We start from the raw sequence: 22596 nt of genomic DNA on the forward strand, positions 1-22596 counted from the left end.
GGAGACGAGGTTATTTGGCCACGGCGATTGGCGGGCGCATGGCGGGATGGCACTCACACTCACCCGCACGGGCGGTACATGTGTGATCACCGGGCTACCGTCGCCTGGCTTGAACTCCATCGCCGGCGGGCTGCAAGGCGCTTTATTGATGAATAAAGACGTTGTGCGGCACGGCATTTGGCTCCCGCAATCCCAAGATCGACATCCCGATGCTAGCGTGCTGTACGAGTCAGGTCACCGATGCATCCAGTCTGTCGGCCGCAGGCGCCAGGTGCGGCGGGCGTATTCCAGCTCGCTATAAGGCCACTGGGTAACGATGCGGCCGGTTGGTGAACGGAAGTAGCTGTCGCACTGAGTCCAGATGGTTCGTTCAAGATCTGCGTAAAGCTGGTCGTTATCCCGTTTTTCGGCTTCGGGCCGTCCCTCAAGGCATCCACCCCGGCGCGCTAGCCGGGCTACCGCGCTGGCCACCAACCGTGCACCCGCCTCGAGGATGTAGACGATCGAGTTGCCACCTTGGTTTGTGTTGGGGCCGTAAAGCATGAAGAAGTTTGGGAATCCTCCGACGGCCACGCCTAGATAAGCGCTGGGGTCCGTGCCCCAGCGTTCGTGCAAACGCTGACCCGCAGCACCGATGACGTCGATGCCCGCCAGGTAACGCGCGGTCTCAAATCCGGTGGCCAGCACAATCGCATCGATATCGACGGACTCACCACCGGCAGTAACGACCGAAGTCTTCGTGACGCGCTCGATCGGATCGGTCACCAACTCGACATGGTCTTGCAGCAACGCCCGGTAGTAGTCGTCGCCCAGTAACACCCGCTTGCAGCGGAACGGATAGTCCGGCGTGAGTGCCCGGCGAAGGCGCTCGTCGGACACCGTGCGCTCCAGGAAGGCGGTCGCGACGCCGGTTCGAGCGGTTACCACCGGATCGTGGACAAAAGTCGCGGTGATGTCGTGCTGGAATTTCCAGATGCGCCAACGTGTTCGACGCATCGCAAGAGGGTTGCGCCGGAACCGAGTCAATTCGGTTGGGCTGTAAGGTCGATCGTCCTTGGGAACCATCCAGGGCGGTGTGCGCTGGAACACCGTCAATTGCCTTGCCACCTTTGCCAGTTCGGGCACCACCTGCACCCCGCTGGCTCCGGTGCCAACGACGGCGACCCTCTTGCCCGTCAGGTCGACATTGTGATCCCACTGCGCCGTATGCATGAGGTCACCGCCGAAGTCCGCCAGACCGGCAATGTCGGGAAGCTTCACCGATCCGAACAGACCGACGGCACTGACCACCGCATCCGCGGTCAGCATCAGGAAGCGTCCGCCACGGTCTAGATGTAAGTCCCATTGCCAAGTGTCCTCGTTCCAACGAGCGGTACGCACCCTAGTGCCAAGCATCAGGTGTCGGCGCAAATCAAAATCGCCAGCCACCGACTCGAGGTAGGCCAAGATCTCTGGCTGGCGAGCGTACGTGCGACTCCAGGATTTGTTGGGCGCGAACGAGAACGAGTACAGGTGACTCTGGATATCGCAGGCCGCGCCCGGATAGGTGTTGCGCCGCCAGGTTCCGCCGACACCAGCGGCGCTCTCGATGATCACCAGGTCGTCGATGCCCCGGCGCCGCAACGCCACCGCTGCGGCGAGGCCGCCGAACCCCGCGCCGATGATCGCGACTCTCGGCGGGCGACGGTGCCGCGTCGCCGCTCGCAACCGGCCGACAAGGTACCGGCTGTGCATCTTTGCGCCGCTCCTCCTCATCGCTTCGCTCTGCATCGTCGCCGGCTGTGCATCATTGCGCCGCTCCTCCTCATCGCTTCGCTCTGCATCGTCGCCGGCTGTGCATCATTGCGCCGCTCCTCCTCAGCGAATCTCGAGGCCCGCCATGTCTCCCTTCGCCCGCCACTCCTGCAAGATGTCGGCGTACTCGGTAGGTGCACCGAAGAAGAAGCTCCCCTGCCGTGTCTTGGCGTCTGCCATTCCCTCCCGGTTGTAATAGCCGGGCGTGCACGTCTTGGCCCGCTCTGCGGTGGCGACCGAACGCCGTACGACCGTGTCGACCCATGCGGCCTCGGCACTGGCTGCAGCCTCAACTTCGGTGACACCCCGTTGCAAGGCCCACGCGATGATCCATGCCACGTGGGTCGCTTGCACATCAAGCAAATATGGGAAGTTCACCGTCAAGCCCGCCTGAGCGATGCTTTCGATGAAGCAATTAGGAAAACCGTTGGCGTACAAGCCCTGAAACGTCCGCACACCGTCGCGCCACCGCTCCGTCAGCGTCATCCCGTCGCGACCGATCAATTCGAAACCGGTGCGACGGCAGTAGTCGGTGCCCACCTCAAAACCCGTCGCGAAGATCAGACAGTCGAGGTCATAGCCCGCGCCATCGACGACGACGGCGGACTCGGTGATGCGCTCCACCCCACGACCGCGAGTGTCCACCAATGTGACGTTGTCACGATTGAACGTTTGCAGGTACTCGTCGTGGAAGCAGGGCCGTTTGCAAAAGTAGCCGTACCAGGGCTTGAGCGCCTCGGCGGTGGCGCGGTCGGTCACAATCTCATCGACCCGCGCCCGGATCTCCTCCATCTTCGCGAAGTCCGCGAGTTCGATGTCTCGAGTCCCGTCGGTGTCGTGATGCATGACCGGAAGCTTTCGCGTGATGCTCGTCCAGGCATCGGCGACCAGATCTTCCTCTGCCCGGCCTCCGGCGGTCAGGATCTGAAAATTTTGGATGCGCCTCCGTTGCCATCCGGGCGGTAACGCGTCGGCCCACCGCATATCCGTGGGCCGGTTGGCGCGCACGTCGACCGACGACGGCGTGCGCTGGAAGACGAAGAGTTGTTGCGCGGCCGCGGCGAGATGCGGCACGCACTGGACCGCCGTCGCCCCGGTACCGATGATGCCAACACGCTTGTCGGCCAGGTTTTCCAACTGCGCACCGGTGTAGCCGTAGTCCCACCTGCTGGTGTGAAAGGTGTGTCCGCGAAACGCATTGATACCGGGGATTCCTGACAGTTTGGGTTTCGCCTGATACCCATTAGCCATGGAGACGAACCTGGCGCGCATCTCGTCACCGCGGTTGGTTCGGATGATCCAGCGCGAATCTTGGGCGTCCCAATGGATCTCGTACACATCGGTATGTAGGCACGCGTTGCGGTACAGGTCGTAATGCTCGGCGATTCGGCGGCAATGCGCGAAGATCTCGGCGCCCTTGGCATACTTTTCGGCTGGCATGTAGCCGAGCTCCTCCAACAGCGGGATGTACACATAGGACTCGACGTCGCAGGCGATGCCCGGATATCGGTTCCAATACCAGGTCCCACCCACGTCGGCGGCTCTGTCGATCAGCCGCAGACTCTCGACGCCGAGCTCGCGCAACCGGGCGCCGGTCAACAGCCCACCGAAGCCGGCGCCGACGATCGCGACATCCACCTCGTCGGTGAGCGGGTCTCGCGCAGACTGCCCGTCTGCCCACGGGTCTTCGGCGAACCGCGCGAAATCACCCGCGATCTCCACGTACTGCGCAATCCCGTCCGGACGCAGTCGCCGAGCCCGCTCCTCTGCGTACTTTTGTCGCAGCGCGTCGACGTCGAACGCGCACCCAACAGTGTCGGTCAAGGTCTCGACTTCCTCTAAATGACCTCGACTATAATTAAACGCTTGATCATATCAAGGGGTATGGCGAAACAGCGCGCCCCTGACCAAAGCCTTCGAAGAGTTCAGCGCCGCCTGGTATGCCTCCAGCGGCAACGTGGCTGCCAGCTCGGTCAGGCCATACATGAGCGCATAGATGGCGTCCACAGTGCCACCGGGGTCCGGGTGGTCACCGAGATCGCCCTGCCTGCAGGCCTCATCCACGACGCCCTCGATGATCTCGCGGAAGGTCGCGAACGCCGGTTCTATTTGCGGGGCTCTTTCCCTGGTTGCTTCCAGCCTGTCGGATTCGATGGCGTTGTTCGCCCGGATCGCCCACTCGAAGGCGGCCAAGTCCGGGTACTCACTGATCAAACGGCCGCACTCATCGAGAATTGCTTCGATCCGGTCGATGATGTTGCCTTCGATAGCCGCGGCCTGTCGCAGCCGCGGCATAGCGGCGTCGGCTCTGGCCACGATCGTCGCCTTTATCAGTTCCGACTTGTTCGGAAAGTAGTTGTAAAGACTGGCGCTGGTCACGTGCGCGGTACGGGCGATTTGGCGGATTGTGGCTCGGGAATAGCCAACTTCGGACACACAGCGCATCGTTGCGACGATGATGCGCTGGCGGGTTTCCTCGCCGCTGGCACCAACCGGGCGGCCCAGCTGCGTTTGCGTCATTGACTCGTTTCCTCACTCGCGGTCACCAATATGGTCGAATATATTCGACTGGTCAGTTGATTTCGGCGTCGACGGGGGTGCGTGGTGGGTGTCCGACAAGCCGACGGCCGGTGTCGCGCGGCATGACCGCGTCTCAATCGGGCCCGCAGCTCGGCCGCCCTGTCGGCGCCAGCGGTGAGCAGACCCGCCGACGGATCATCATCGCTACGATGCGCTGCGTGGCCGAGATCGGCTATTCACAGGCGACGATCCGGGAGATCGCCCGGGCAGCCGACATGACCAGCGGCAGCCTGTATCACTACTTTCCCAACAAATCCGAGCTGCTCAAGGCAACCGGTGAGGAGATCGAGGACATCGTCTTGCCGCGGTTGCGTGCCGCCGCCGCGCGGTCCGATGACGTTGTCGACCGGCTCGATGCGGTACTGGACGAGTCGAAACACCTGATGCGCGACTATCCCCACCTTGCGGCTTTCTTGCGAGCGGTCCGCGCCGAGGGCGCTGCCGAGTCGCGGCGGGGCGGCACTAATTATCCGGGCTCCAAGGCGCTGCGCGAAGTCGTCAGCGAGATCATCGAGGACGCCCGAACGCAGGGCGTGCTGTCCGACAACAGCCCGCAAAGTGGACCTGTGGCGGCGGTGGAGGCCATCTGCGCCCTGACGCGTGGTCTGTCGGAGCAGGCGGCCAGTCTCTCCCCGGAGGCCTATGAAGCATCTTTGAGTTCGGTGAAAAAGCTCGTCAGGGGAACCCTGTTCGCTGGTCTCCAGCGCACGTCATAAATGATGAGTCTGCTCACCGCATTACGGCTGAACATGACCAATATCGCCGACCCGGCGGCACGCCACGCCAGACGCTATCAGGCGGCGCTGGAGATGGCAGAGTACGCCGATCAGCGCGGATTCACCGCCGTCAGCGGTGAAGAACATCACTTGGCCGCGACGGGTTGGCTTCCGTCGCCGCTGATTCTGGCCGCCGCCATCGCAGGGCGCACCCGCAGGGTTCGTATCAGCATCAACGCGCTTATCGTTCCCCTCTACGATCCGGTTCGGCTCGCCGAGGACATCGCCGTGCTGGACAACCTGGCCGAGGGACGATTTAGCTTTGTAGCCGGAATGGGCTACCGCCCCGAGGAATACCACGCGGCGGGCAAGGACTGGTCGCAGCGCGGCTCGCTGATGGATCACTGCCTGTCGGTGCTGCTCAATGCCTGGAGCGATCAGCCTTTCGAGTATGGCGGCAGACTCATCAACGTCACACCGAAACCGCATACCCGCCCGCATCCGGTCGTTTTCGTCGGCGGCATGACCGCTGCGGCGGCCCGGCGAGCGGCGCGCTTCGGGCTTCCGTTCTCACCACCCATGGCCATGCCCGAAGTGGAGGCGCTCTACGAGCAGGAACTGCGCAGACAGGGTAAGTCCGGGTTCGTCTATCACCCCGAAAACGGCAGTACCGTTACCCTGCTGCACGCTGACCCCGACGAAGCCTGGTCCCGATATGGAAAATTCGTGATGAACGAAGCCGCCGAATACAGTGCCTGGAAGGTCACCGGCGTACCGCGGCCAAATGAAACTCCCGCCAACTCGATCGACGACCTACGGCGCCTGAAGAACGTTGAGATCCTCACGCCTGGACAATTGCTCGATCAAATCCGCTGCGGCAGAAGAGAAGTTGTAATGAACCCGCTTATTGGTGGGCTACCCATTGACGTCGGCTGGGCCAGTCTGCACCTGCTCACCGATGACGTCCTCCCCCATGTACGGTTGCCGTCTCTGCAGCCGGCGACAACGAGCTCTGAACCCGACGCCCGTGATAGCAAGGATGTTTCGTGATGTTTCTCCCTCTCGCGGCAGAGCCCTTCACGGCCCCGACCGACCGCGACATGCTCCCCTCGGAGCGCCGCGAGTTCGTTCGTACGCACCGCACCTGTGTGTTCGGTTACCGCCGCCGCAATGACGGCCCTGGCATGTCGATCGTTTACTACATCCCAACCGACGACGACGAGCTGCTGGTGTCGACCATGGCCGGCCGCGGTAAGGCCCGCGTCATCGAACGTGACGGCAAAATCAGTCTGTGTGTCCTCGACGAGCGGTGGCCGTTTAGCTACGTACAGGTCTACACCGATGCGACCCTCGATCGAGACCGTGATGCAGCGGTGGACGTGATGATGGCAGTAGCCGGTCGAATGTCGGGCGAGCCGCTGGGCCAAGAGGCGCGCGCGTCCGTCGAAGCAATGTGCGAGCGAGAAAACCGCGTTGTGATCCGTTGCCGGCCCTATGCGACGTTCGCCACACCGCCGCGCCACCTGCACCGCAATGACCAAGTGCAACAACTGAGCCACTGGGTTTCCGGCGTCGTGCCATGGGACGCCGACGATCCGTCCTGAGCTACGTTGCGGCGTAGCGATCGCGCAATTTGGCCAATGTCGCCTCGATACCCTTCGCATTGGCTTTTGCGAAACCCATCAACTCGTAGTACTTCAGCGTGTTCTTGAGTGAACCGGCGTCGTGATAATCGAACGTCTCGGTGACCTGGGTCAGAGTCGGCGAGAGCGACTCGAATTCCCATCGCCAACGGTGGCCTAAGGGGTGGCGCCATTCGATCAATTCGTGGGGTTTGAAGGCGGTCACGGTGCTGGTGATCCGGTACGGCAGGCCGAACATCCGCATCTTTGTCGAAAACTTCGATCCCTCAACCAAATTCGCTGGCGCGTCGATGTTGTCCCGAACCGTCCCCGATCCGTCCAGCTCACTGTGGCGCCGGGGATCAGCCGCCATCGCGAATAGCTCGGCCGCTGGCGCGGCCACTTCAACCCTTCGGCTGACTCGCCTGGGTCCTCTGTCGACAACGATGACAGTCACGGCATACCCCTTCGCGTCGGTTCCCCATCGAGTGGGCGCTCAGGATCGAATCTACGCGATTCGGCGGCCCTGGCCACACCGTCAAAAGCCATGGATTCACACTCGAGGCGCCGCGCAATCTTCTCCCTCCCGCATGACATTGGCCACAATCAAGACGAACCTAATCAGGCGTTCGAGATACAACGTCGCCGCACCCCGCTGGCCGTGTTCGGCCGCCCAACCCCACGCTTGCCGGCGCCGCGATGGCCTTTTCCAGCGTGTTCGTCGTGGGCAGCAGCTAGCGCCTGCGCTCAGTCGCCGCCGTCGTCGAGCAAGTGTTAGCCGCAGCCTTGACAGGAAACGGATAGCCGACGCTCCCGCGATCAACACGGGATATCGCCCCTGGTAATGGTACGGTTCGCTGCTGTGGTGGCGTCATTATTCAACACAGGCTTACCTATCGGGGGTTTGCCAGGTTTGTGGCGCACCGAAAGTGCGGTCGTCTAGTGTCCGATCTGAACCGGCGCCGTTTCCTCGGGTCCCTTGCCGCCGCCACCGTCGTCGGGGTGGGCGCGGCCCGGTGCATGGTTGACCCGCAACCGCGCACCTTCGCACAGACGCCGGCGGCCCCGCCGACTTCCGGACCGACCGTCGCAGGGCTGTTGCCGCCACCACCACCGAGTGCGCGCATTCGGTTGCCTGGCGGTGGGGTGTTATCGCGACTTCCGGGCAATGGTGATCTGCTTGCGCTGACCGTCGACGACGGCGTCAACACCGACGTAGTGCGGGCGTACACACAGTTCGCCAAGGACACCGGTGTGCGGCTGACGTTCTTTGTCAACGGAACCTACGACTCCTGGACCGACAACCGCGAAATCCTTCGACCGTTGGTCGATTCCGGCCAGATACAACTCGGCAATCACACATGGTCGCATCCGGACTTGACCACGCTGACGAAAAGCCAGGTCGCCCAACAACTTACGCGGAACGACGAATTTCTGAAGAAGACCTATGACATCGGCGCGAAACCGTACTGGCGGCCACCGTATGCCAAACACGATGCCGCGGTTGACGCTGTCGCCGCCGACCTCGGCTATACCGTCCCGGTCCTTTGGTCGGGCACACTGTCGGATTCGACACTGATCACCGAGGAATACATCGTGAAGATGGCCGATCAGTACTTCACCCCGCAGGCAATCGTGATCGGCCACCTCAATCACCTACCGGTCACCCACGTTTACCCGCAACTTGTCGAGATCATCCACACTCGAAATCTTCGTACCGTCACCCTCAACGACGTATTCCTCAAAACGCCATAGCGTCTCCGGGATGGACACGCCCGATTCACAGCGGCCGGACGGTCTGACGTTGGGCTCCTGAAGCGATCACCAAGTCTGCTCGGCGGCCCGTACCAGCATGTGGTTGACCGCCACCCTGCGGTCGCGGGTCACCATGTACAGCACCGCGTCGGCGATGTCTTCCGGCCGCAACTTGACCATGTCGGCAGTCTGCCGCTCGAACGCCTCCCGCGACGGTGCGGCCAGATGCGTGAAGATCTCGGTATCGACCGTTCCGGGACCCACAACTCCGACCCGGACCCGCTTGCCCAGCACCTCTTGGCGGATGCCCTCGCTGAAGGCGTTCACACCGAATTTGGTCAGCGAGTAGACCGCGGTGCCGGGTCGGGCCACCCAGCCGGCGGTCGAACTGACGGTCACGAGGTCGGCCACTCCGCGCGGCGAATCGGCCGCCGCGTCGATCAGATGCTGGAGCGCCGCGCGGGTGACGTAGAGAACGCCGTGCACGTTGACTGCCACCAAGTCGTCCCAGTCCTGCAGAGGCGCCTCTGTGGCAGACCCGGTCCGAATCAGGCCGGCGTTGTTCACCACGATGTCGAGGCGTCCCAACTCTGCGACGGTGCGCTGGACGGCCGTCGCTACCTGATCGGCGTCGGTAACGTCGGCGGGCACCACTAGCGCTGTCCCGCCGGAGGATTCGATATCGGCTCGTACATCCTGCAACCGATCGGCCCGGCGCGCTAGCAGTGCGACGGCGGCGCCCTGCTCGGCGAGCGCCTTCGCCGTTGCCGCGCCGATCCCGCTACTGGCCCCGGTGACCAGGGCGGCGGTATGCGCCAGGCTCGCCGTCATGTCGTGAACACCGTTCGCGTTCCGGCGCCGAGCATCTCGTACAGCACGTAGTCGTTATCCTCGCCGAGGTCGGGGGCGCCACGCTCGATACCGGCGGGGTTCCGCGTCATCCGCCACGACGGTCCCAGGATGGGGCGCTGGCCTTCGCGGTGATCGCTGACGAAACGATACAATTCGCGGTCCCAGAGCCGTTGATCGCCAATCACATCCACCGAAGTGGCGCTCTTGTTCGCCGGCACCCCAGACATCCGCAGCCGGTGTGCGAGTTGCTCGGGATCGTGGCATTGAGTCAGGCGCGAGAGTTCGGCATCGACTGCCTCGCAGTGAGCGCGCCGGTCATCCATCGCTGGGTAGCGCTCGGCCAGCCACCCGGCATCCAGGACGTCGCACAGTTGTTGCCATTCAGCGTCATTGGCCACCGCCACAGCGATCCACGAGCCTGCTGCGCACGGGTAGCAGCCGTGCGGGCACATATCGGGATGGCTGTTGCCGGTGGGCCCGAGACACATTCCGGTGAGGTTCTGTTCGAGCAGACAGTCCCCGATCATCGAGGACAGGGTTTCGACGGCCGACACATCGACGAATTGGCCTTCGCCGCTGAGCTCGCGATACAGCAACGCCACCATGGCCGCGTACGCGGCGGCGGCACCGACGGTGGAATCTCCGTAGCGGATATTAGTCCCGCGCGGAGGCCCACCCGGATGGCCGACCAGTGCCGCGATTCCGGCCAACGCCGCGAAACACGGCGCGTACCCCGTCTGATGCCCCAACGGTCCGTCGTTGCCCCACATCTTGATCGACACCGAGATGATGTCCCGCTTGATCGACTTCAGGTCCTCATACCCCAGGCCCAGGCGCTCCATCGCACCCGGGCGAAGGTTATTGATGACGACATCGCTGCGGGCGATCAGCTCACGCAGCCGGGCCATGCCCGTCGACGACTTGATGTCGAGGTCCACGCTGAGGATCTCGGGGTTGATGCTCAAAAAGTAGGGCGCGTGGTTGATATCGGTGCCGCCGTAAGCGCGCATCTCCTCGGGGAACGCCGCCGTCTCGATCTTGATCACCTCAGCACCCAGCATCGCCAACAGTTTTCCCGCGTACGGACCGGCCCACACCTTGGTCAGCTCGACGACCCGCACCCCTTCCAGGGGGCCACCGCGAGGGTTCTTTGGCTGCTTGCGTTGTGTCGACCTTGGCGTCGGCGCAATATATGTGGCGCCCAACCCATCCAGGACCTGCGCGGTATGCCGACCCAGAGGCGGTGCGGGAGATGTTATTTCGGCTGGAGTTGCGCTAAGCAGGTAAGGGACGGTGGGATAGGCAACGCCATTTACATCCTGGAAGAAGCCGCGGTGCCGATACTGCGGCGAGTGGTGCAGATCCGCGGCGTCGTTGACCGGGACCAGCGGCACCCCCAGGCGCTGCGCATCGTGCGCCGCGGCTTCTTTCGCCAGATCGCGGACCCAAACCGCGAAGCCGCGCTGAAATTCCGCGACCTTCTCCGGCGTGACGGAGAATTCCAGCCAGTCGTCGTCGAAAGCGTCGAGCCATTGCGGATGACCCATGAGCGTCTTGACGCCCAGCCAATGCGCGCGACTGGTCATGTACAGGTAGACAAAGCCGTCGGCGCAGGCGAAAAACGTTGCCGGGCCCTGCTGGTCGTAATCGCACCGCGCGCCGTCCGCCGGCACCTCGCCGGCGATCAATCGGCCCAGGATGCAGTCGGCGCGCGAAACCAGCACGGCGTGTTGCGAGACGTCGATGAACTCGCCGCGCCCACTGTGCAGCCGCCCGAACAACGCAGCCGTGATACACAGGGCGGCATCGAGCCCGGCTTCGTAGTCGGCGAGAAAACGTCCGGGCCCCTGCAATGGCGGCTCCGCGGGATCGGCGTGGCTTGGCGTGTGATACCCCCAACCACTGGCGTGGAATACGTTGATGCTCTTGGCGTTGTCGAACTCCACGGCCGCCCCCTGACCGAATGGCGTTATCGAGCAGACCACCACATGTGGATGCTGATCGGCCCACGAACTCGACCGGTCCTCGATGACCGCGTCGGCGGCACCGATGAGCTCGTGCAGACGCTCCGCGTCGAGGACGACCGACAGTTTGTTGGTATTGAGGTAACCGAACAGTGCGGCCCGAGTGCGGCTACGCGTGCCGTTACCAGGCCCCGGTGCCTCGACCTTGATCACGTCGGCACCGAAGTCGGCCAGCAGCTTCCCGCAGTACTCCCCCGCGACAGAGTCGGCCAGTTCGATGACCGTGATACCGCTCAGCGCCGACATGTCCCTGCTCCCAACGTGATCAGGGCTTCGCGCGCCCAGAGCGGCTGAGCCGCCATTCCGGCGGGAAGTTCATATCGTTGTCCTTGACCACGTTGTTGAGACCTTTACCGAATGTGCCCTCGGTGAGGTCGACTTCGTTGTCGCGGTCGTTGGTGATCATCGGCAGCATGCCTTCGATCATGCCGGTGAGCAGACTGCCGAAATATTCGCCCTTGTGCTGCTTGTAGAGCTCAAGGAAGGTCTTCTGCACCGCGACCGTATCCGTGGGGCGCGACCGAGAGCAGGCCGTCGCATACTTCAACGTCTCTTCTTCCAACTTCTCGCGCGGCACCACGCTGTTGACAAAGCCGCAGTCGTACATCTCCTTCGCGCTGAATGGCCGTCCGGTGAACAGCATCTCGGAAAACTTCCGCAGGCCCATGGTCTCCGCCCACCACCACAGTCGCGGTCCCCAGCCGACGTATCGGAAAGCGGGATGTCCGAACAGGGTGTCGTCAGAGGAAATCACCAGATCTGCGTCGCCGGCCTGATAGAAATGCCACCCGTAGCAGTAGCCCTTGGCCTCGATGATGCTGATCTTCCGAAGTTCTTGCAGCGGTCTGTTTCCCGCGCGGGCCTTGGCATAGAAATCGGTGACGGTGGACAGGTAACGGTACGATCCGCCCGGCGGATACTTGACGTTGTCGTCGTTGATCGCAAGCTCATGCAGCAGCGCCATCCCAGGGTTCTCCAGCATGCCCCGCTGCTCGGGCAAGTCTCCTCCGCTACCGAAATCCTCGCCCTCCCCGCGGATTACCACGACCTTGACGTCGTCGTCCACGTTGCACTTGTGAATCAAGTCGGCGTAGTTCTGCCGCATCCCCAACGTGGTGGAGTTCTGCGCTTCGGGACGATCGAACGTGATGTAAGCGATTCTGTTTTTGACGTCCTTCTCGAACTTGATGTACGGCTCGGCTTCCTTCTTCATCTCTTCGTAGTCGTATTCAGGCATGAGTTCTCTCCCGCTTCTGTTGCTTATTTGAGTAGGGCCTAGTTGAGCTAGCCGCCCGCTTCGACGGGAAGCGAAACTCCTGTGACATAACGAAATTCGTCAGCGGTGAAGTCACTCCGGCCGGTCATTGCGGCACCAGAGCCGGCATGGATTCCCAGCCGCGCACCGTCGACGTCGGGCTGAGTTTGGCATTGGTCAGGTCGGTCTCCCACTCCGGGAAGCGCTTGAGGATCTCTTCCAAGGCGATGCGGCCTTCCAGACGCGCAAGCGCCGAACCCAGGCAAAAGTGCGTGCCCACGCTGAAGGTAAGGTGCGGCCGGATGGCGCGATGGATGTCGAACTGGCCGGCATCGGATCCAAACTGGCGCTCGTCCCGGCACGCCGCTCCGATGAGCATCATCATCACGCTGCCTGCGGGCACCGTCTGATCGTGCAGGCTCACGTCCCGGGTCACGTACCGTGCGACGTGCGGCGCGGGCGGCTCATAGCGCAGCAGCTCCTCGATCGCCTGGGGAATAAGCGCCGGGTTCTCGACGAGTTCGCGACGCTGGTCAGGGTGCTCGGCGAGAACCTTTCCCGCCCAGCCGATCAGTCGTGTCGTCGTCTCGTTGCCCGCACCGGCCACGACGTTTACGTAGACCAGTATCTCGTCGCGAGTCAGCCGCCGCGTTGTGCCGGTTTCATCGACAAACTCGACATTGAGCAGATCGGTCATGATGTCGTCGGACGGATGCTCGGCACGCCAGTCGATGTACGCGGCGAAGGCCTCTCCCACGGATAGCCCCCGCTCGGCCGCCGACATCGGTTTGCCGGCCTCGGTCCGCAATTGGGCGTTGCCACGGTCACGGATGTACACCTGATCGTCTTCGGGAATGCCGAGCAGCATGCTGATGACCTTCATGGGCATCAGCGCACCCAGATCGCCGACGAAGTCGAACCGCCCCGATCCGACCAGTGGATCCAATAGTTGCGCGCACAACTCGCGGATCATCGGCTCCAGCGCGCCGATCTTGCGGGGCGTGAACATCCGCGACAGCAACTTGCGATGTACGTCGTGAATCGGCGGGTCCTCAAAAATGAGCATTCCCGACGGGATGGTGAGGTTGGCCTTGATCAACTCCAGGATCGCGCCGCGAGCGGAACTGAACGTGACGTGGTCGACCAGGCCCTTGTTGACGTCGGCAAACCGGCTCAGTGCATAGAAGTCGTATTCGGCGTTGTAGTAGAGCGGTGCCACGTCGCGCAGGCGGGCGAACATGGGATACGGGTCAGCGATGAGTTCGACATCGTACGGATCGAAATGTACTTGGCTATCGGTGCTCGCCGTCACGAAATCCTCCCTGTCACCGCGATTTCCGGACGCGAATGCTGTCCACGGCGGACTGCCGCTGTTAGCTCACTCTATTCTTGTAGAGAGCGCTCAGACAAGACCCGCTCACTCGTCGCGTGGGTTAGCCGCCCCTTCTTCGAGCTTTTGAGAACGCCCACGGCGATTGCCGCCAGGATGTCGTCGAGCTGCTCCGGGCTGCTAATAATCCGGTCGCCATGGGCGAATCGCAGCAACAACCCGTTGATGAACGTCAGCGTGACGTTGCTCAGATCCTCGACGACGGCCGGCTCCAGGTCCGCACCGTGCGGCATTAGGCGCACCAGGATGTCACGGTGCAGCTTGGTAAATGCGTCCGTGCTTTGCCGCAGAATCGCCGCCAACTCCGGATCGCGAGTGGCTTGCATCGTCAGTTCGTACCTGGCCTTGGTCAACGACAACCGTGGCTCAACGCCGGATTGGATAACCATGACCGACAACTGGGACGGCGAGGAACGCTCCCCGTCGGCACCGGCGCTGTCTGCGACAGACTGTAAATTTGCCAGATCCAGCTCGGCCAACCGCTCGGCAACGCCACGCAGCAGCGCCGAGCGGGTACGGAAGTAAAACGACGTCGTACCGTCAGCCACCCCGGCCTTCCGGTCAACCTTCAGATGGCTCAATCCCTTAGCGCCATCGACGGCCAACAGCGCAATCGCTGCGTCGCATAGTTCGCGGCGGCGTTCAACGGGATTGGGCTTGCGGCGGGCCATGAGGAAACTTTCCGGCGAGGACGGTAGTGCCGGAAAGCTTACTCTATATTCGTAGTGCCTATGCTGTGAATCGCGCCAGGCGCTCGTCAAGGCTGGCGTGGAAATGGCCGATCGCGCTTTCGTGCCGTCCGAACTCCACGAATTCGTTTGCGCCGGAGTGCAAGCCCCGCTGAACGCCCTCCGACATCTCGTTATCCTCCACCGCGCCGCGCGCGATGAAGCTCGCCGCACCTGCCGGGTTATTCGGTCCAGGGTCACGCGCGGCCCGCTCGGCGAGGTCGGGCCTGACCATCGCATAAGTGATGACCGAGCTGTGCTCGACGTCCAGCGGGTCGATCACAACCATGAGCATCAGGTCCGGGAACGTCGCCAACATGACGTTGGGGAACAGCTGATACAGATAAGTCACCCGCGCGTCGATCGTCCACGAGGTCTCCGGACGGTCGCGGAGACGCTCAATATTGCGGTATGGGAACGTGATTCGGCTATTGGGTCCAAACCGTTCGACCACGTTGAGGTCGTCGTATTGCACCGGGTAGAAGGTGTCCTTGTGCGTCGAGCGGATGTGGTACCCCTCCAGGAACTGCTCGACGAGTACCTTCCAATTTATCGCTCGCACAGTGGAATCCACGTACACAAGCCGTTGCGCCGGGAGAAGTTTGTCGCGCCACGGGGTTCCGTCTCCCAGCCATGGCATCGTCTCGTCGCCGGGCTCTTGCGGCCTGTCGAGCGATCCGATGACGATCAGCCCATCCACTTCCCGGCTGCTGACCTCGACGAGACCGCGCTCCGACATGTCGAGACCGGGGAATGCGTCGTCGTGGGGCACATGTGCGAGCGAACCGTCCAGGCGATATGTCCAGCCGTGGTAGCGGCATACCAGCGCGTGGGAGCATCCGGTGTCTTCGACGAGGGCGAAGCCACGATGCCGACAGGCGTTGCGGAAAACCCACGCCCGTCGATCGCGGCCACGCACGGCAAATAGCGGCACCCCGAAAGTGGATCGTTGCACATGGTCGCCCGGATTCGGAATCGCCGCGGAGGGAACGAACACGCTTGGCATCGCGCGCAACAGCCGGATTTCCGCGGTGAATCGGCTTGGGTTCAAGTAGTTTTCGACGGGCTCTCGCCACGGTGCACCCTCATCGGTCGTGCCGGCGTCGATATGGGCCAGCACCCGCCGAACGATCTCAGTGTCTTTAGCAATCATCAGCCACCAACGACGTCGTTGGGGAGTTCATGAGTGTCAGTATCACGGTATGATCGTCACGTGTCAATTGTTTAGTGATATCGACGGTAATCGGGGAAGATGGATGGGTGCCCACAGTTCCCCGATCCCGGGTTAGCGACCTGATCGACAACCGCCCGCTCAGTGCGCGCTCGGTCCTCGCGTCGGCATTATTGGGTGCCGACGAGGCCCGGCTTGCGGTGGCGGAATTGGTTGCGGTGGCCTCCCTGTTCGGCATCAGCGACGGCGCCGCCCGGACCTGTCTTTGGCGGATGGTCTCCAATGGCGAACTCATCGGTGACGGCGGAAGCTACACGCTCGCCGGGCACTTGTTGGAGCGCCGCGAGCGTGTCGATGCGGCATCCCGGATCGATGGCGCGGCGAAATGGGACGGAACCTGGGAGCTGGCGATTGTCTCGCTGGATCGTCGCTCGGCTGGCGACCGTCTCGAGCTTAGGAAGGCGGCAACGGCGCTGCATCTGGCGGAACTTCGGGAGGGCGTGTGGATACGCCCGGACAACCTTGACCCACAACGACTTCCGGCATCCCGTGCGGTGCTGGATCGGCAATGCACCCACTTTCACGGCGCCGCCACAGACATCACCCCCGACAAGATGCGCGCGCTGTTTTCCCTTGATGGGTGGACGGACGACGCCAGGGCGCTCATCGATGCGATGAACGTCGCGCTCAATACCAGCGAACGCGGCTCGGCCGAGAGCTTCACCTACGAGTTCGCCCTATCGATCGCGGTGGTCCGGCATCTTCAGCTGGATCCGTTGCTACCCGCCGAGCTCGTTGAAGACAACTGGCCCGGGCACACGTTGCGTAGCACCTACCGCCGTTTCGACGACGCGTTCAAGCGACGATTGAATAGCGAGTTCCGCTGATCGTGGGATTGTGATGAGCCGGCGACTCCTGAGACGACTGCTGGTGCTGGCTGTTGCGGCAACGCTGCTGGCGGGGTGCTGGGGTGGCTCGCCGGGATCGCGCAGTCAACCGACACAGCCCCCGTCCTCGTCTGCCGCGCCAAGCGGGTCGCACGGTCCCTTCTTCCCAGAATGCGGCGGTGTCAGTGATCAGACGGTCAGCCAGCTAACCGGGGTTAGCGGGCTGGTCGTGACGGCCCGCAACTCGGTGGGCTGTCAGTGGCTGGTCGCGGGTGCCATCATCGGGCCGTGGATCTCGTTCAGCTGGTTTCGCGGCAGCCCGATCGGCCGCGAACGCAAGAACGAGGAGCGGATGCGCAGCACCGTCACCGACATCAACCTCGATGGGCATGACGGCTTTGTCGCGGTGGCCTCCGACCCCCGACTCGGCAACAGGCTCTGTGACGTCGCCATCCGGTACGAGGCCGACTTCTTCGAATGGTCAATCCAATTCACAAGAAGGCCGGACCGCAATCTCTGCGACGTCGCGATTGAGCTATCCCGCCGATCGATCGCGGCCGCCAAATGACCCGAGCCCTACTTTAGGCGGGCCACCGGGTGGCGTAGTTGGCATAGCTTTCGTTGCGCGTGCTGCAGAAGTCGCCGTCGGTGCCGGCGAGCAAGATGTAATAGGTCTCCGGGCGATGGTTCTCCCCGGAGGTCGGATAGGTCCACCCGCTGGCGCACATCGACGTGGCCCCGCCGGCAGTGGGCGCCGGCCACACCGACTTGACACAGGTCGTCAGGGCCTCGATGTCCGACGTAGCGCTCTTGGCGATGACAAGCACCGCGCCGCCCCACTGTCCGTCGGACCGTCGGTAAGCACGTGCCCCGAACGACGTGTTGTCCCTCTGGCATCCCAACGCCCGCTGCAACGGCACGAAGGCAGCGGCAAGACGCGGGTTGGCTCCGCTGCTAGGCAAAGCGGCCGAGTCCATGATGAACGCCGCCGCATCCGCTCCGTCCCCCTCTTGCACGTCGGGATTGCCGAGGCTGCTCAACTGCCGCGCGATCCGGTACTGGGCGGCCTCGTCGCCGCCGCCGATAATCGGCCCGCCACCAGTCGATGCGATCGGGGGCAGCGCGACGTCGGGGTTTGCGTGTGCCGTGGGCAAGCCCGCTAGAGCCATGAATGCCAACACACACACTGCGCTGCTAATACCAATCCGCGACGCCATAACTCCAGGAAGCCTAGCCGACCAGCAGATCCCGAGGTTCTCTTTGTCGCGAAAGGCAGGCCGGCCAGCCAGCTACGGATGTCGGTGCTGTGTTCCCCCAGCAACGGCGCCCTGGTCCGGTAGGACACGGGCGTGGCGGACAGGGTTATTGGACTGGCCACCTGGCGGCCGAGTCGGTTATCGCCGTCTTCAGTGTTCTGGATCGGTTGCAGGCCAAGCTGCTCGGCGAACGCGAAAGCTTCGGCAATGTTGTTGACCGCGCCGGCAGGTATTCCCAACGCGGGTAGTAACTTCGTCCAATACAGGGCCGAGTTGGACGCTAGCGCGCGTTCTAAGTGCTCACGCAGCGGTGCTCGGTTGCGCACCCGCAGTTCGTTGGTGATGAATCGTCGATCACGTGCCAGTGCGGAAATTCCCAGGGCATTACAGAGTTGGCCGAACTGCTTGTCGTTTCCCACCGCTAGCACGATCTTCCCGTCGCCGGTCGCGTAGGTGTCGTAGGGGGCAATGCTGATGTGCCCGTTGCCCATCGCGTGTGGGACTTGGTGGGCCAGTACATAACTGGCGGACTGATTGGCCAGAGCCGACAGCATCGTCGACATCAAGTTGATCTCGACGTGCTGGCCGCGTCCGGATCGGTCGCGCTCACGCAGCGCCGCCAGTATGCCGACTGTCGCGAACAGTCCCGCCAGCACATCGACCAGCGCCACACCGGCTTTGGTTGGGGTATCGGAGTCAGGCCCGGTGACGCTCATTAAGCCGCCCAGCGCCTGCACCAGGAGGTCATAGCCGGCGAGCTGACGACCTGCGCCGGGCCCGAAGGCCGAGATGCTGCAGTACACCAGCGCGGGGTTGGCCCGGCGAATCGTAGGCTCATCCAAGCCGAATCGCGCCATCGTGCCGGGGCGGAAGTTTTCCACCAGAACGTCGGCGTGCTCGGCCAGGGTTCTGGCCGTCTGCAGGTCGTTGTCGTCGCGCAGGTCCAGCACGATACTGCGCTTGTTGCGATTGACGCCCAGGTAGTAGGTGCTCTCGTCGTCGACGAATGGAGGTCCCCAGGCTCTGGTGTCATCGCCCTCCGGTCGCTCGACCTTGATGACGTCGGCACCCAGGTCCGCGAGCGTCATGGTGCAGTACGGCCCAGCCAGTATCCGGGAGAAGTCGGCTACCAGTAGACCTGAAAGTGGTTGCGGTACCAACCGATTGGTCATAACGCTGCAGCCTCGAACACCGTTGCCGCCGAACCCTTTCCGCTTGGTGCCGCACCAGCATCAAACCAAATGCGCCAAGCTTGCGGCGCTATCTCGGCGGCACGGACGTCGAGCTGTTCCAAGGTCAGGCTGCTGATGGGATGAGTCGCGACAGCCGGTTCCAGATCGGCCATGCCATGCGATTCGCACTGCAACCGGGCTTCGAGCTCGAATTCGGTTGTCACGATGGCCACTGTGGGCAGCCCTGCTTCTTCCAGTCGCACCGCGTCGTTGATACATGCTGAGCAGCACGAGCCGCAGTCACCGATAGCCGTTAGCGCGACGTCATTTTCGGCCGCGATTTGATTGATCAACTCTAAGCTGGCATCCGAGGAAAAGTGGTGCTTGTCGTAGTAGTTGACCGAAGCGAAGGTAACCCCGTGATCGGCCAACTCACGCACCGTGGCACGCAACAATTTGGCGGCATTCCACTTGGTGTTGCTCAGCACCCCTAAGCGCAGTCCCTCGAAGCGGCTCGGCCGTGGGGCCATCGGGACGGTCGATACCTCGACCACACCACGCGGGTCATATACAAAGGCGTTCATAGCTTTTCTCCCTCTATTGATTCGAGATCTGTCACAGCCGGCAGGCGCCGTCGGAGCAATCGAGCTCGCGGCCGCTGCCGCTGATGCCCACCACGTCGTCATCGATGGCGCGCAGCACCGGTGTCGTCGCGGTGCTCCAGCCGGGCAGGAAGGCAGAGAACCGGCCTGCGGATCCGCCGGCAACAAACAGGTGGATGTCGTCGGGAGTGAACACAATTGGCAGCTGCCTGCCCGAGATCCGGGGGTACCACTTCGGCAGGTTGCGGTTATAGGTGTGTTCCCCGGGAAGTGCATAGCGATCGCCGTAACTCACGTCGTCCCAGTCGTTGGTGCCGTTGAACCACAGATAACGACGGACGTCGTCGCGGGTCCAGCCGAAGGAGGCGATGGTGCGCGCATGTTCCACGCCGATGACAACGGTGCACGACCCACCAAGCACCGCGTTGTTGTGGGCAATGGTGCTCATCGCCGAGGCGATCGAATCCAGAATCCCTTGTGGATCATCGGAAATGTGATTGGTGACGCTGTGCGGGGCTTCGGCACCGATCACTAGCACGGTGCTTTCTTCGGGCGCGTACCCGTGCTCGACGTGATACGGCGCCCACGGACTGGCCTCCTCGTTCTCGGCGATGCAGAACGTGTACTTGCCCGGATGGCCCAGGGTGCTCTTGTCCAGTTCGCCCGGGATGCCCCCGCCCACGCTGAGCAGGATCAGCCGAATGGCGCGGCCGATGGTGGCGTTGGCGCGGTTTCCCGAGCCGAAAACGTTTCCGCCGGAGTTCATTCCGATCTTGCGGGCAATGGGTCCGTTGACCACCACCAGCGGTGCGACGACGTGAGTCGTGGCCTGAATGCCGTTGAGGTTGAACCGGGCGTCGGCCAGCGCGAGGATCGCGGCGCGCACGACCGGGGCATACTCGGGCTTGCAGCCGGCCATCACCATGTTCACGGCCAGCAATTCGCGAGTCAGGCTTCCCCACCGCGGTGGGATCCGTGCCACCAGTTCTGATGGGAGACCGCCCAATACGTCCAGCACCGCGGCGACGCGCTCGGGTGTTGGCGCAACCACGGGCAGTCCGTCGCTCCACGGTTGGTCGAAGTAGTACTCGACGAGATCCCGTTCGTCGGTAATTACGGCGGTCATTTGGTTGCCTCCTACGTTGCTCGTGGGACAACCGTAGGTCGACCATATCTTCACTGTCCAAGACATATTGGGACAGCTATTATATTCTGCACATATGAGCGATCCGGAGCTGCGCTTGCTTCGGTATTTCGTGACCGTCGCCGAGGAACGACACTTCGGCCGTGCGGCCGAGCGGCTGCACATCGCGCAACCCCCGCTGAGCCAGCAGATCCAAAAGCTCGAACGCCAACTGGGCGCCGAACTCATCGATCGGTCTCGGCGCCCGATCGAACTCACGGATGCCGGCAACGCACTTTTCGAGGAGGCTCGGCTCGCGCTCACTCACGCCGAGCGGGCGTTTGCGGCCGCACGCAGGGCGGCCGCCGGTCATCTCGGCCATCTGCATATCGGTGCCTTGCAAGCGGCGGTCGACGGCGTGCTGTCGTACATCATGCGGGCGCATCGACGCCTATATCCGGACGTCAAACTCGAACTCACCGAATTGGGCACCGCCGATCAGGTTGCCCAACTGGTCGAACACCGCCTCGATATCGGCTTCCTGCGCGGGCCCGTCGATGAGCCGTCGCTGTCCATCCAGACGCTGGTTGACGACCCGCTTGCCGCGGTGGTGTGCGCGGACGACGAACTCGCCACCCACGAGCGGATCGACCCGGCACAACTGAAAGACCAACCCATCATCCTGTGGACACGCGCGGCGGCAGCCACCACCTACGCCGACGTCGTCGAGCTGTTCCGGCTGCACGACATTGAGCCGCCCATTGTCGACGAAGTTCCGCGCATCCAAACGATTCTCGCGTTGGTGGCGTCGGGGGCCGGAACCGCCTTGCTACCAACGTCATTCATCAACCTCAACCGCAAGGGTGTCCGGTTCGTCCCACTACACGGCCCTCTTCCGCACCGTCCACTGGCCTTGGCATGGCGTTCCACCAACCAATCGCCAAGCGTGCGTTGCTTTCTCGAGGTGGCCACCCAGACAGCACCGCAATACTTGCGCGATCTGAGCCAGCACTATCCGCAACTCGCGTCTCCGGACACTAGGCGTCGAGCATCCCGTCGATGAGCCGGCGCAGCACTTGCCTAATCTCGCGACGAGCCTGCTTGGGATCGTCGGCGGTGGCGATGGCCATGGCGGCCTCGTCCAGCGCGCCAATCATCACGGTTGCCAACGGCCGCACCGGTTGCCGCGTCAACTGGCCGGCCCGGATGGCCTCGGTGAGCAACTGTTCGGTCATGCCCAGGCTGTATCGCTGGGCGACCTCGCGAAAGCCGGCCCAGCCAAGTACCGCGGGCGCATCGAGCAGGATCAGCTGACGCACCTCGGGCTCGCCGGACACCTCAAGCCAAGCGTCGACCGCAGCCCGGATCGCATCGGCAGGTGTCGAGGCTCCCGAGGAGGCAACCAAGGTGGCCATCCGGGCCATCACGTCCTGCTCGACTGCCTCGACCACATCGCGGAAAAGAGCCGCCTTGTCGGCGAATTGGTGATACATCGCACCGCGGGTCAGCCCAGCTTCTTTGGCGATCTCGGGCGTTCCGACCTCGGCATATCCCCGTAAGCCCCACAGCTTTCGAGCGGCCGAGATCAACGCCTCGCGGGTGGCCGCGGAGCGCTCCTCCTGGGTGCGTCTCTTGATTTCCATACAACCTGTTGGTAAGTTACGAGCAG

At 63.0% G+C, this 22596-nt stretch carries 22 protein-coding genes; 7 read left to right on the forward strand and 15 right to left on the reverse strand.

Features of this window, described 5'->3' with window-relative positions:
* Positions 1 to 234: 234 nt before the first annotated feature.
* The 3 genes from MSIMFI_RS05495 to MSIMFI_RS05505 all read right to left on the reverse strand — a co-directional run bounded on the left by MSIMFI_RS05495 (position 235) and on the right by MSIMFI_RS05505 (position 4314).
* Complete coding sequence (locus MSIMFI_RS05495; RefSeq protein ID WP_224770091.1) at positions 235 to 1734, reverse strand: flavin-containing monooxygenase; 1500 nt, start codon at positions 1732 to 1734, stop codon at positions 235 to 237.
* Between the two features lie 123 nt (positions 1735 to 1857).
* Positions 1858 to 3618 carry a flavin-containing monooxygenase gene (locus tag MSIMFI_RS05500; protein WP_191496443.1) on the reverse strand — a complete coding sequence of 587 codons (1761 nt, stop codon included), beginning with the start codon at positions 3616 to 3618 and terminating at the stop codon, positions 1858 to 1860.
* A 51-nt stretch (positions 3619 to 3669) separates the two neighbouring features.
* Complete coding sequence (locus tag MSIMFI_RS05505) at positions 3670 to 4314, reverse strand: TetR/AcrR family transcriptional regulator (protein ID WP_191496444.1); 645 nt, start codon at positions 4312 to 4314, stop codon at positions 3670 to 3672.
* Between the two features lie 122 nt (positions 4315 to 4436).
* Here MSIMFI_RS05505 and MSIMFI_RS05510 point away from each other — a divergent pair, with 122 nt between their 5' ends.
* From MSIMFI_RS05510 to MSIMFI_RS05520, 3 genes are read left to right on the forward strand one after another with little or no spacing between them, the layout of a single operon-like run.
* Positions 4437 to 5090 carry a TetR/AcrR family transcriptional regulator gene (locus MSIMFI_RS05510; protein WP_191496445.1) on the forward strand — a complete coding sequence of 218 codons (654 nt, stop codon included), beginning with the start codon at positions 4437 to 4439 and terminating at the stop codon, positions 5088 to 5090.
* Positions 5091 to 5093: 3 nt separating this feature from the next.
* Positions 5094 to 6140 carry an LLM class flavin-dependent oxidoreductase gene (locus MSIMFI_RS05515; RefSeq protein WP_191496446.1) on the forward strand — a complete coding sequence of 349 codons (1047 nt, stop codon included), beginning with the start codon at positions 5094 to 5096 and terminating at the stop codon, positions 6138 to 6140.
* Positions 6140 to 6694 (forward strand): pyridoxamine 5'-phosphate oxidase family protein, encoded by a 555-nt coding sequence (locus MSIMFI_RS05520; protein ID WP_191498041.1) that lies wholly within the window; start codon positions 6140 to 6142, stop codon positions 6692 to 6694. The genes MSIMFI_RS05515 and MSIMFI_RS05520 overlap by 1 nt, the downstream gene beginning before the upstream one ends.
* Before the next feature lies 1 nt (position 6695).
* Here MSIMFI_RS05520 and MSIMFI_RS05525 read toward each other — a convergent pair whose 3' ends face one another.
* The gene (locus tag MSIMFI_RS05525; protein ID WP_085250427.1) at positions 6696 to 7169 is read right to left on the reverse strand and encodes an SRPBCC family protein; all 474 of its coding nucleotides are present in this window, start codon (positions 7167 to 7169) and stop codon (positions 6696 to 6698) included.
* A 494-nt stretch (positions 7170 to 7663) separates the two neighbouring features.
* Here MSIMFI_RS05525 and MSIMFI_RS05530 point away from each other — a divergent pair, with 494 nt between their 5' ends.
* A complete protein-coding gene (locus tag MSIMFI_RS05530; protein ID WP_191498042.1) occupies positions 7664 to 8467 on the forward strand; it encodes a polysaccharide deacetylase family protein in 804 nt (267 codons plus the stop codon).
* Between the two features lie 66 nt (positions 8468 to 8533).
* Here the strand turns inward: MSIMFI_RS05530 and MSIMFI_RS05535 are convergent, their stop codons facing one another.
* The 6 genes from MSIMFI_RS05535 to MSIMFI_RS05560 form a co-directional block, all read right to left on the reverse strand.
* Positions 8534 to 9298: an SDR family NAD(P)-dependent oxidoreductase gene (locus tag MSIMFI_RS05535; RefSeq protein ID WP_191496447.1), complete on the reverse strand. Its 765-nt coding sequence runs from the start codon at positions 9296 to 9298 to the stop codon at positions 8534 to 8536.
* Complete coding sequence (locus MSIMFI_RS05540; RefSeq protein WP_191496448.1) at positions 9295 to 11589, reverse strand: CaiB/BaiF CoA-transferase family protein; 2295 nt, start codon at positions 11587 to 11589, stop codon at positions 9295 to 9297. Before MSIMFI_RS05540 ends, MSIMFI_RS05535 begins: the two co-directional genes overlap by 4 nt.
* A 19-nt stretch (positions 11590 to 11608) precedes the next feature.
* The gene (locus tag MSIMFI_RS05545; protein ID WP_191496449.1) at positions 11609 to 12580 is read right to left on the reverse strand and encodes an enoyl-CoA hydratase/isomerase family protein; all 972 of its coding nucleotides are present in this window, start codon (positions 12578 to 12580) and stop codon (positions 11609 to 11611) included.
* A gap of 124 nt (positions 12581 to 12704) precedes the next feature.
* A complete protein-coding gene (locus MSIMFI_RS05550; RefSeq protein ID WP_186241029.1) occupies positions 12705 to 13910 on the reverse strand; it encodes a cytochrome P450 in 1206 nt (401 codons plus the stop codon).
* Positions 13911 to 13981: 71 nt separating this feature from the next.
* Positions 13982 to 14659, reverse strand: a complete 678-nt coding sequence (locus MSIMFI_RS05555) for a TetR/AcrR family transcriptional regulator (RefSeq protein ID WP_186241028.1) — start codon at positions 14657 to 14659, stop codon at positions 13982 to 13984.
* 58 nt (positions 14660 to 14717) lie between these two features.
* On the reverse strand, positions 14718 to 15869 hold the full coding sequence (locus MSIMFI_RS05560) for an aromatic ring-hydroxylating oxygenase subunit alpha (RefSeq protein WP_191496450.1): 1152 nt from the start codon (positions 15867 to 15869) through the stop codon (positions 14718 to 14720).
* A gap of 107 nt (positions 15870 to 15976) precedes the next feature.
* Between MSIMFI_RS05560 and MSIMFI_RS05565 the strand changes: the two genes are divergently transcribed.
* Together MSIMFI_RS05565 and MSIMFI_RS05570 are read left to right on the forward strand one after the other, a co-directional pair.
* On the forward strand, positions 15977 to 16774 hold the full coding sequence (locus MSIMFI_RS05565; protein WP_191496451.1) for a PaaX family transcriptional regulator C-terminal domain-containing protein: 798 nt from the start codon (positions 15977 to 15979) through the stop codon (positions 16772 to 16774).
* 13 nt (positions 16775 to 16787) lie between these two features.
* The gene (locus MSIMFI_RS05570) at positions 16788 to 17342 is read left to right on the forward strand and encodes a DUF3558 domain-containing protein (protein ID WP_191496452.1); all 555 of its coding nucleotides are present in this window, start codon (positions 16788 to 16790) and stop codon (positions 17340 to 17342) included.
* A gap of 13 nt (positions 17343 to 17355) precedes the next feature.
* Here the strand turns inward: MSIMFI_RS05570 and MSIMFI_RS05575 are convergent, their stop codons facing one another.
* From MSIMFI_RS05575 to MSIMFI_RS05590, 4 genes are read right to left on the reverse strand one after another with little or no spacing between them, the layout of a single operon-like run.
* A complete protein-coding gene (locus MSIMFI_RS05575) occupies positions 17356 to 17991 on the reverse strand; it encodes a hypothetical protein (RefSeq protein ID WP_191496453.1) in 636 nt (211 codons plus the stop codon).
* Positions 17934 to 19202, reverse strand: coding sequence for a CaiB/BaiF CoA transferase family protein (locus MSIMFI_RS05580; protein ID WP_191496454.1), 1269 nt, complete (start codon positions 19200 to 19202; stop codon positions 17934 to 17936). Before MSIMFI_RS05580 ends, MSIMFI_RS05575 begins: the two co-directional genes overlap by 58 nt.
* Positions 19199 to 19786 (reverse strand): UGSC family (seleno)protein, encoded by a 588-nt coding sequence (locus MSIMFI_RS05585; protein ID WP_191496455.1) that lies wholly within the window; start codon positions 19784 to 19786, stop codon positions 19199 to 19201. The genes MSIMFI_RS05580 and MSIMFI_RS05585 overlap by 4 nt, the downstream gene beginning before the upstream one ends.
* 31 nt (positions 19787 to 19817) lie before the next feature.
* On the reverse strand, positions 19818 to 20930 hold the full coding sequence (locus MSIMFI_RS05590) for a hypothetical protein (RefSeq protein WP_222106454.1): 1113 nt from the start codon (positions 20928 to 20930) through the stop codon (positions 19818 to 19820).
* 94 nt (positions 20931 to 21024) lie between these two features.
* On the opposite strand from MSIMFI_RS05590, the gene MSIMFI_RS05595 reads away from it, so the two are divergent.
* The gene (locus tag MSIMFI_RS05595) at positions 21025 to 21990 is read left to right on the forward strand and encodes a LysR family transcriptional regulator (protein WP_191496456.1); all 966 of its coding nucleotides are present in this window, start codon (positions 21025 to 21027) and stop codon (positions 21988 to 21990) included.
* On the opposite strand, the gene MSIMFI_RS05600 is transcribed toward MSIMFI_RS05595, so the two are convergent.
* The gene (locus MSIMFI_RS05600) at positions 21965 to 22570 is read right to left on the reverse strand and encodes a TetR/AcrR family transcriptional regulator (protein WP_186241020.1); all 606 of its coding nucleotides are present in this window, start codon (positions 22568 to 22570) and stop codon (positions 21965 to 21967) included. The two genes, MSIMFI_RS05595 and MSIMFI_RS05600, sit on opposite strands and share 26 nt — an antisense overlap.
* Between the last annotated feature and the right edge of the window lie 26 nt (positions 22571 to 22596).

It is taken from the genome of Mycobacterium simulans (genome assembly GCF_900232995.1).
Lineage (GTDB): Bacteria > Actinomycetota > Actinomycetes > Mycobacteriales > Mycobacteriaceae > Mycobacterium > Mycobacterium simulans.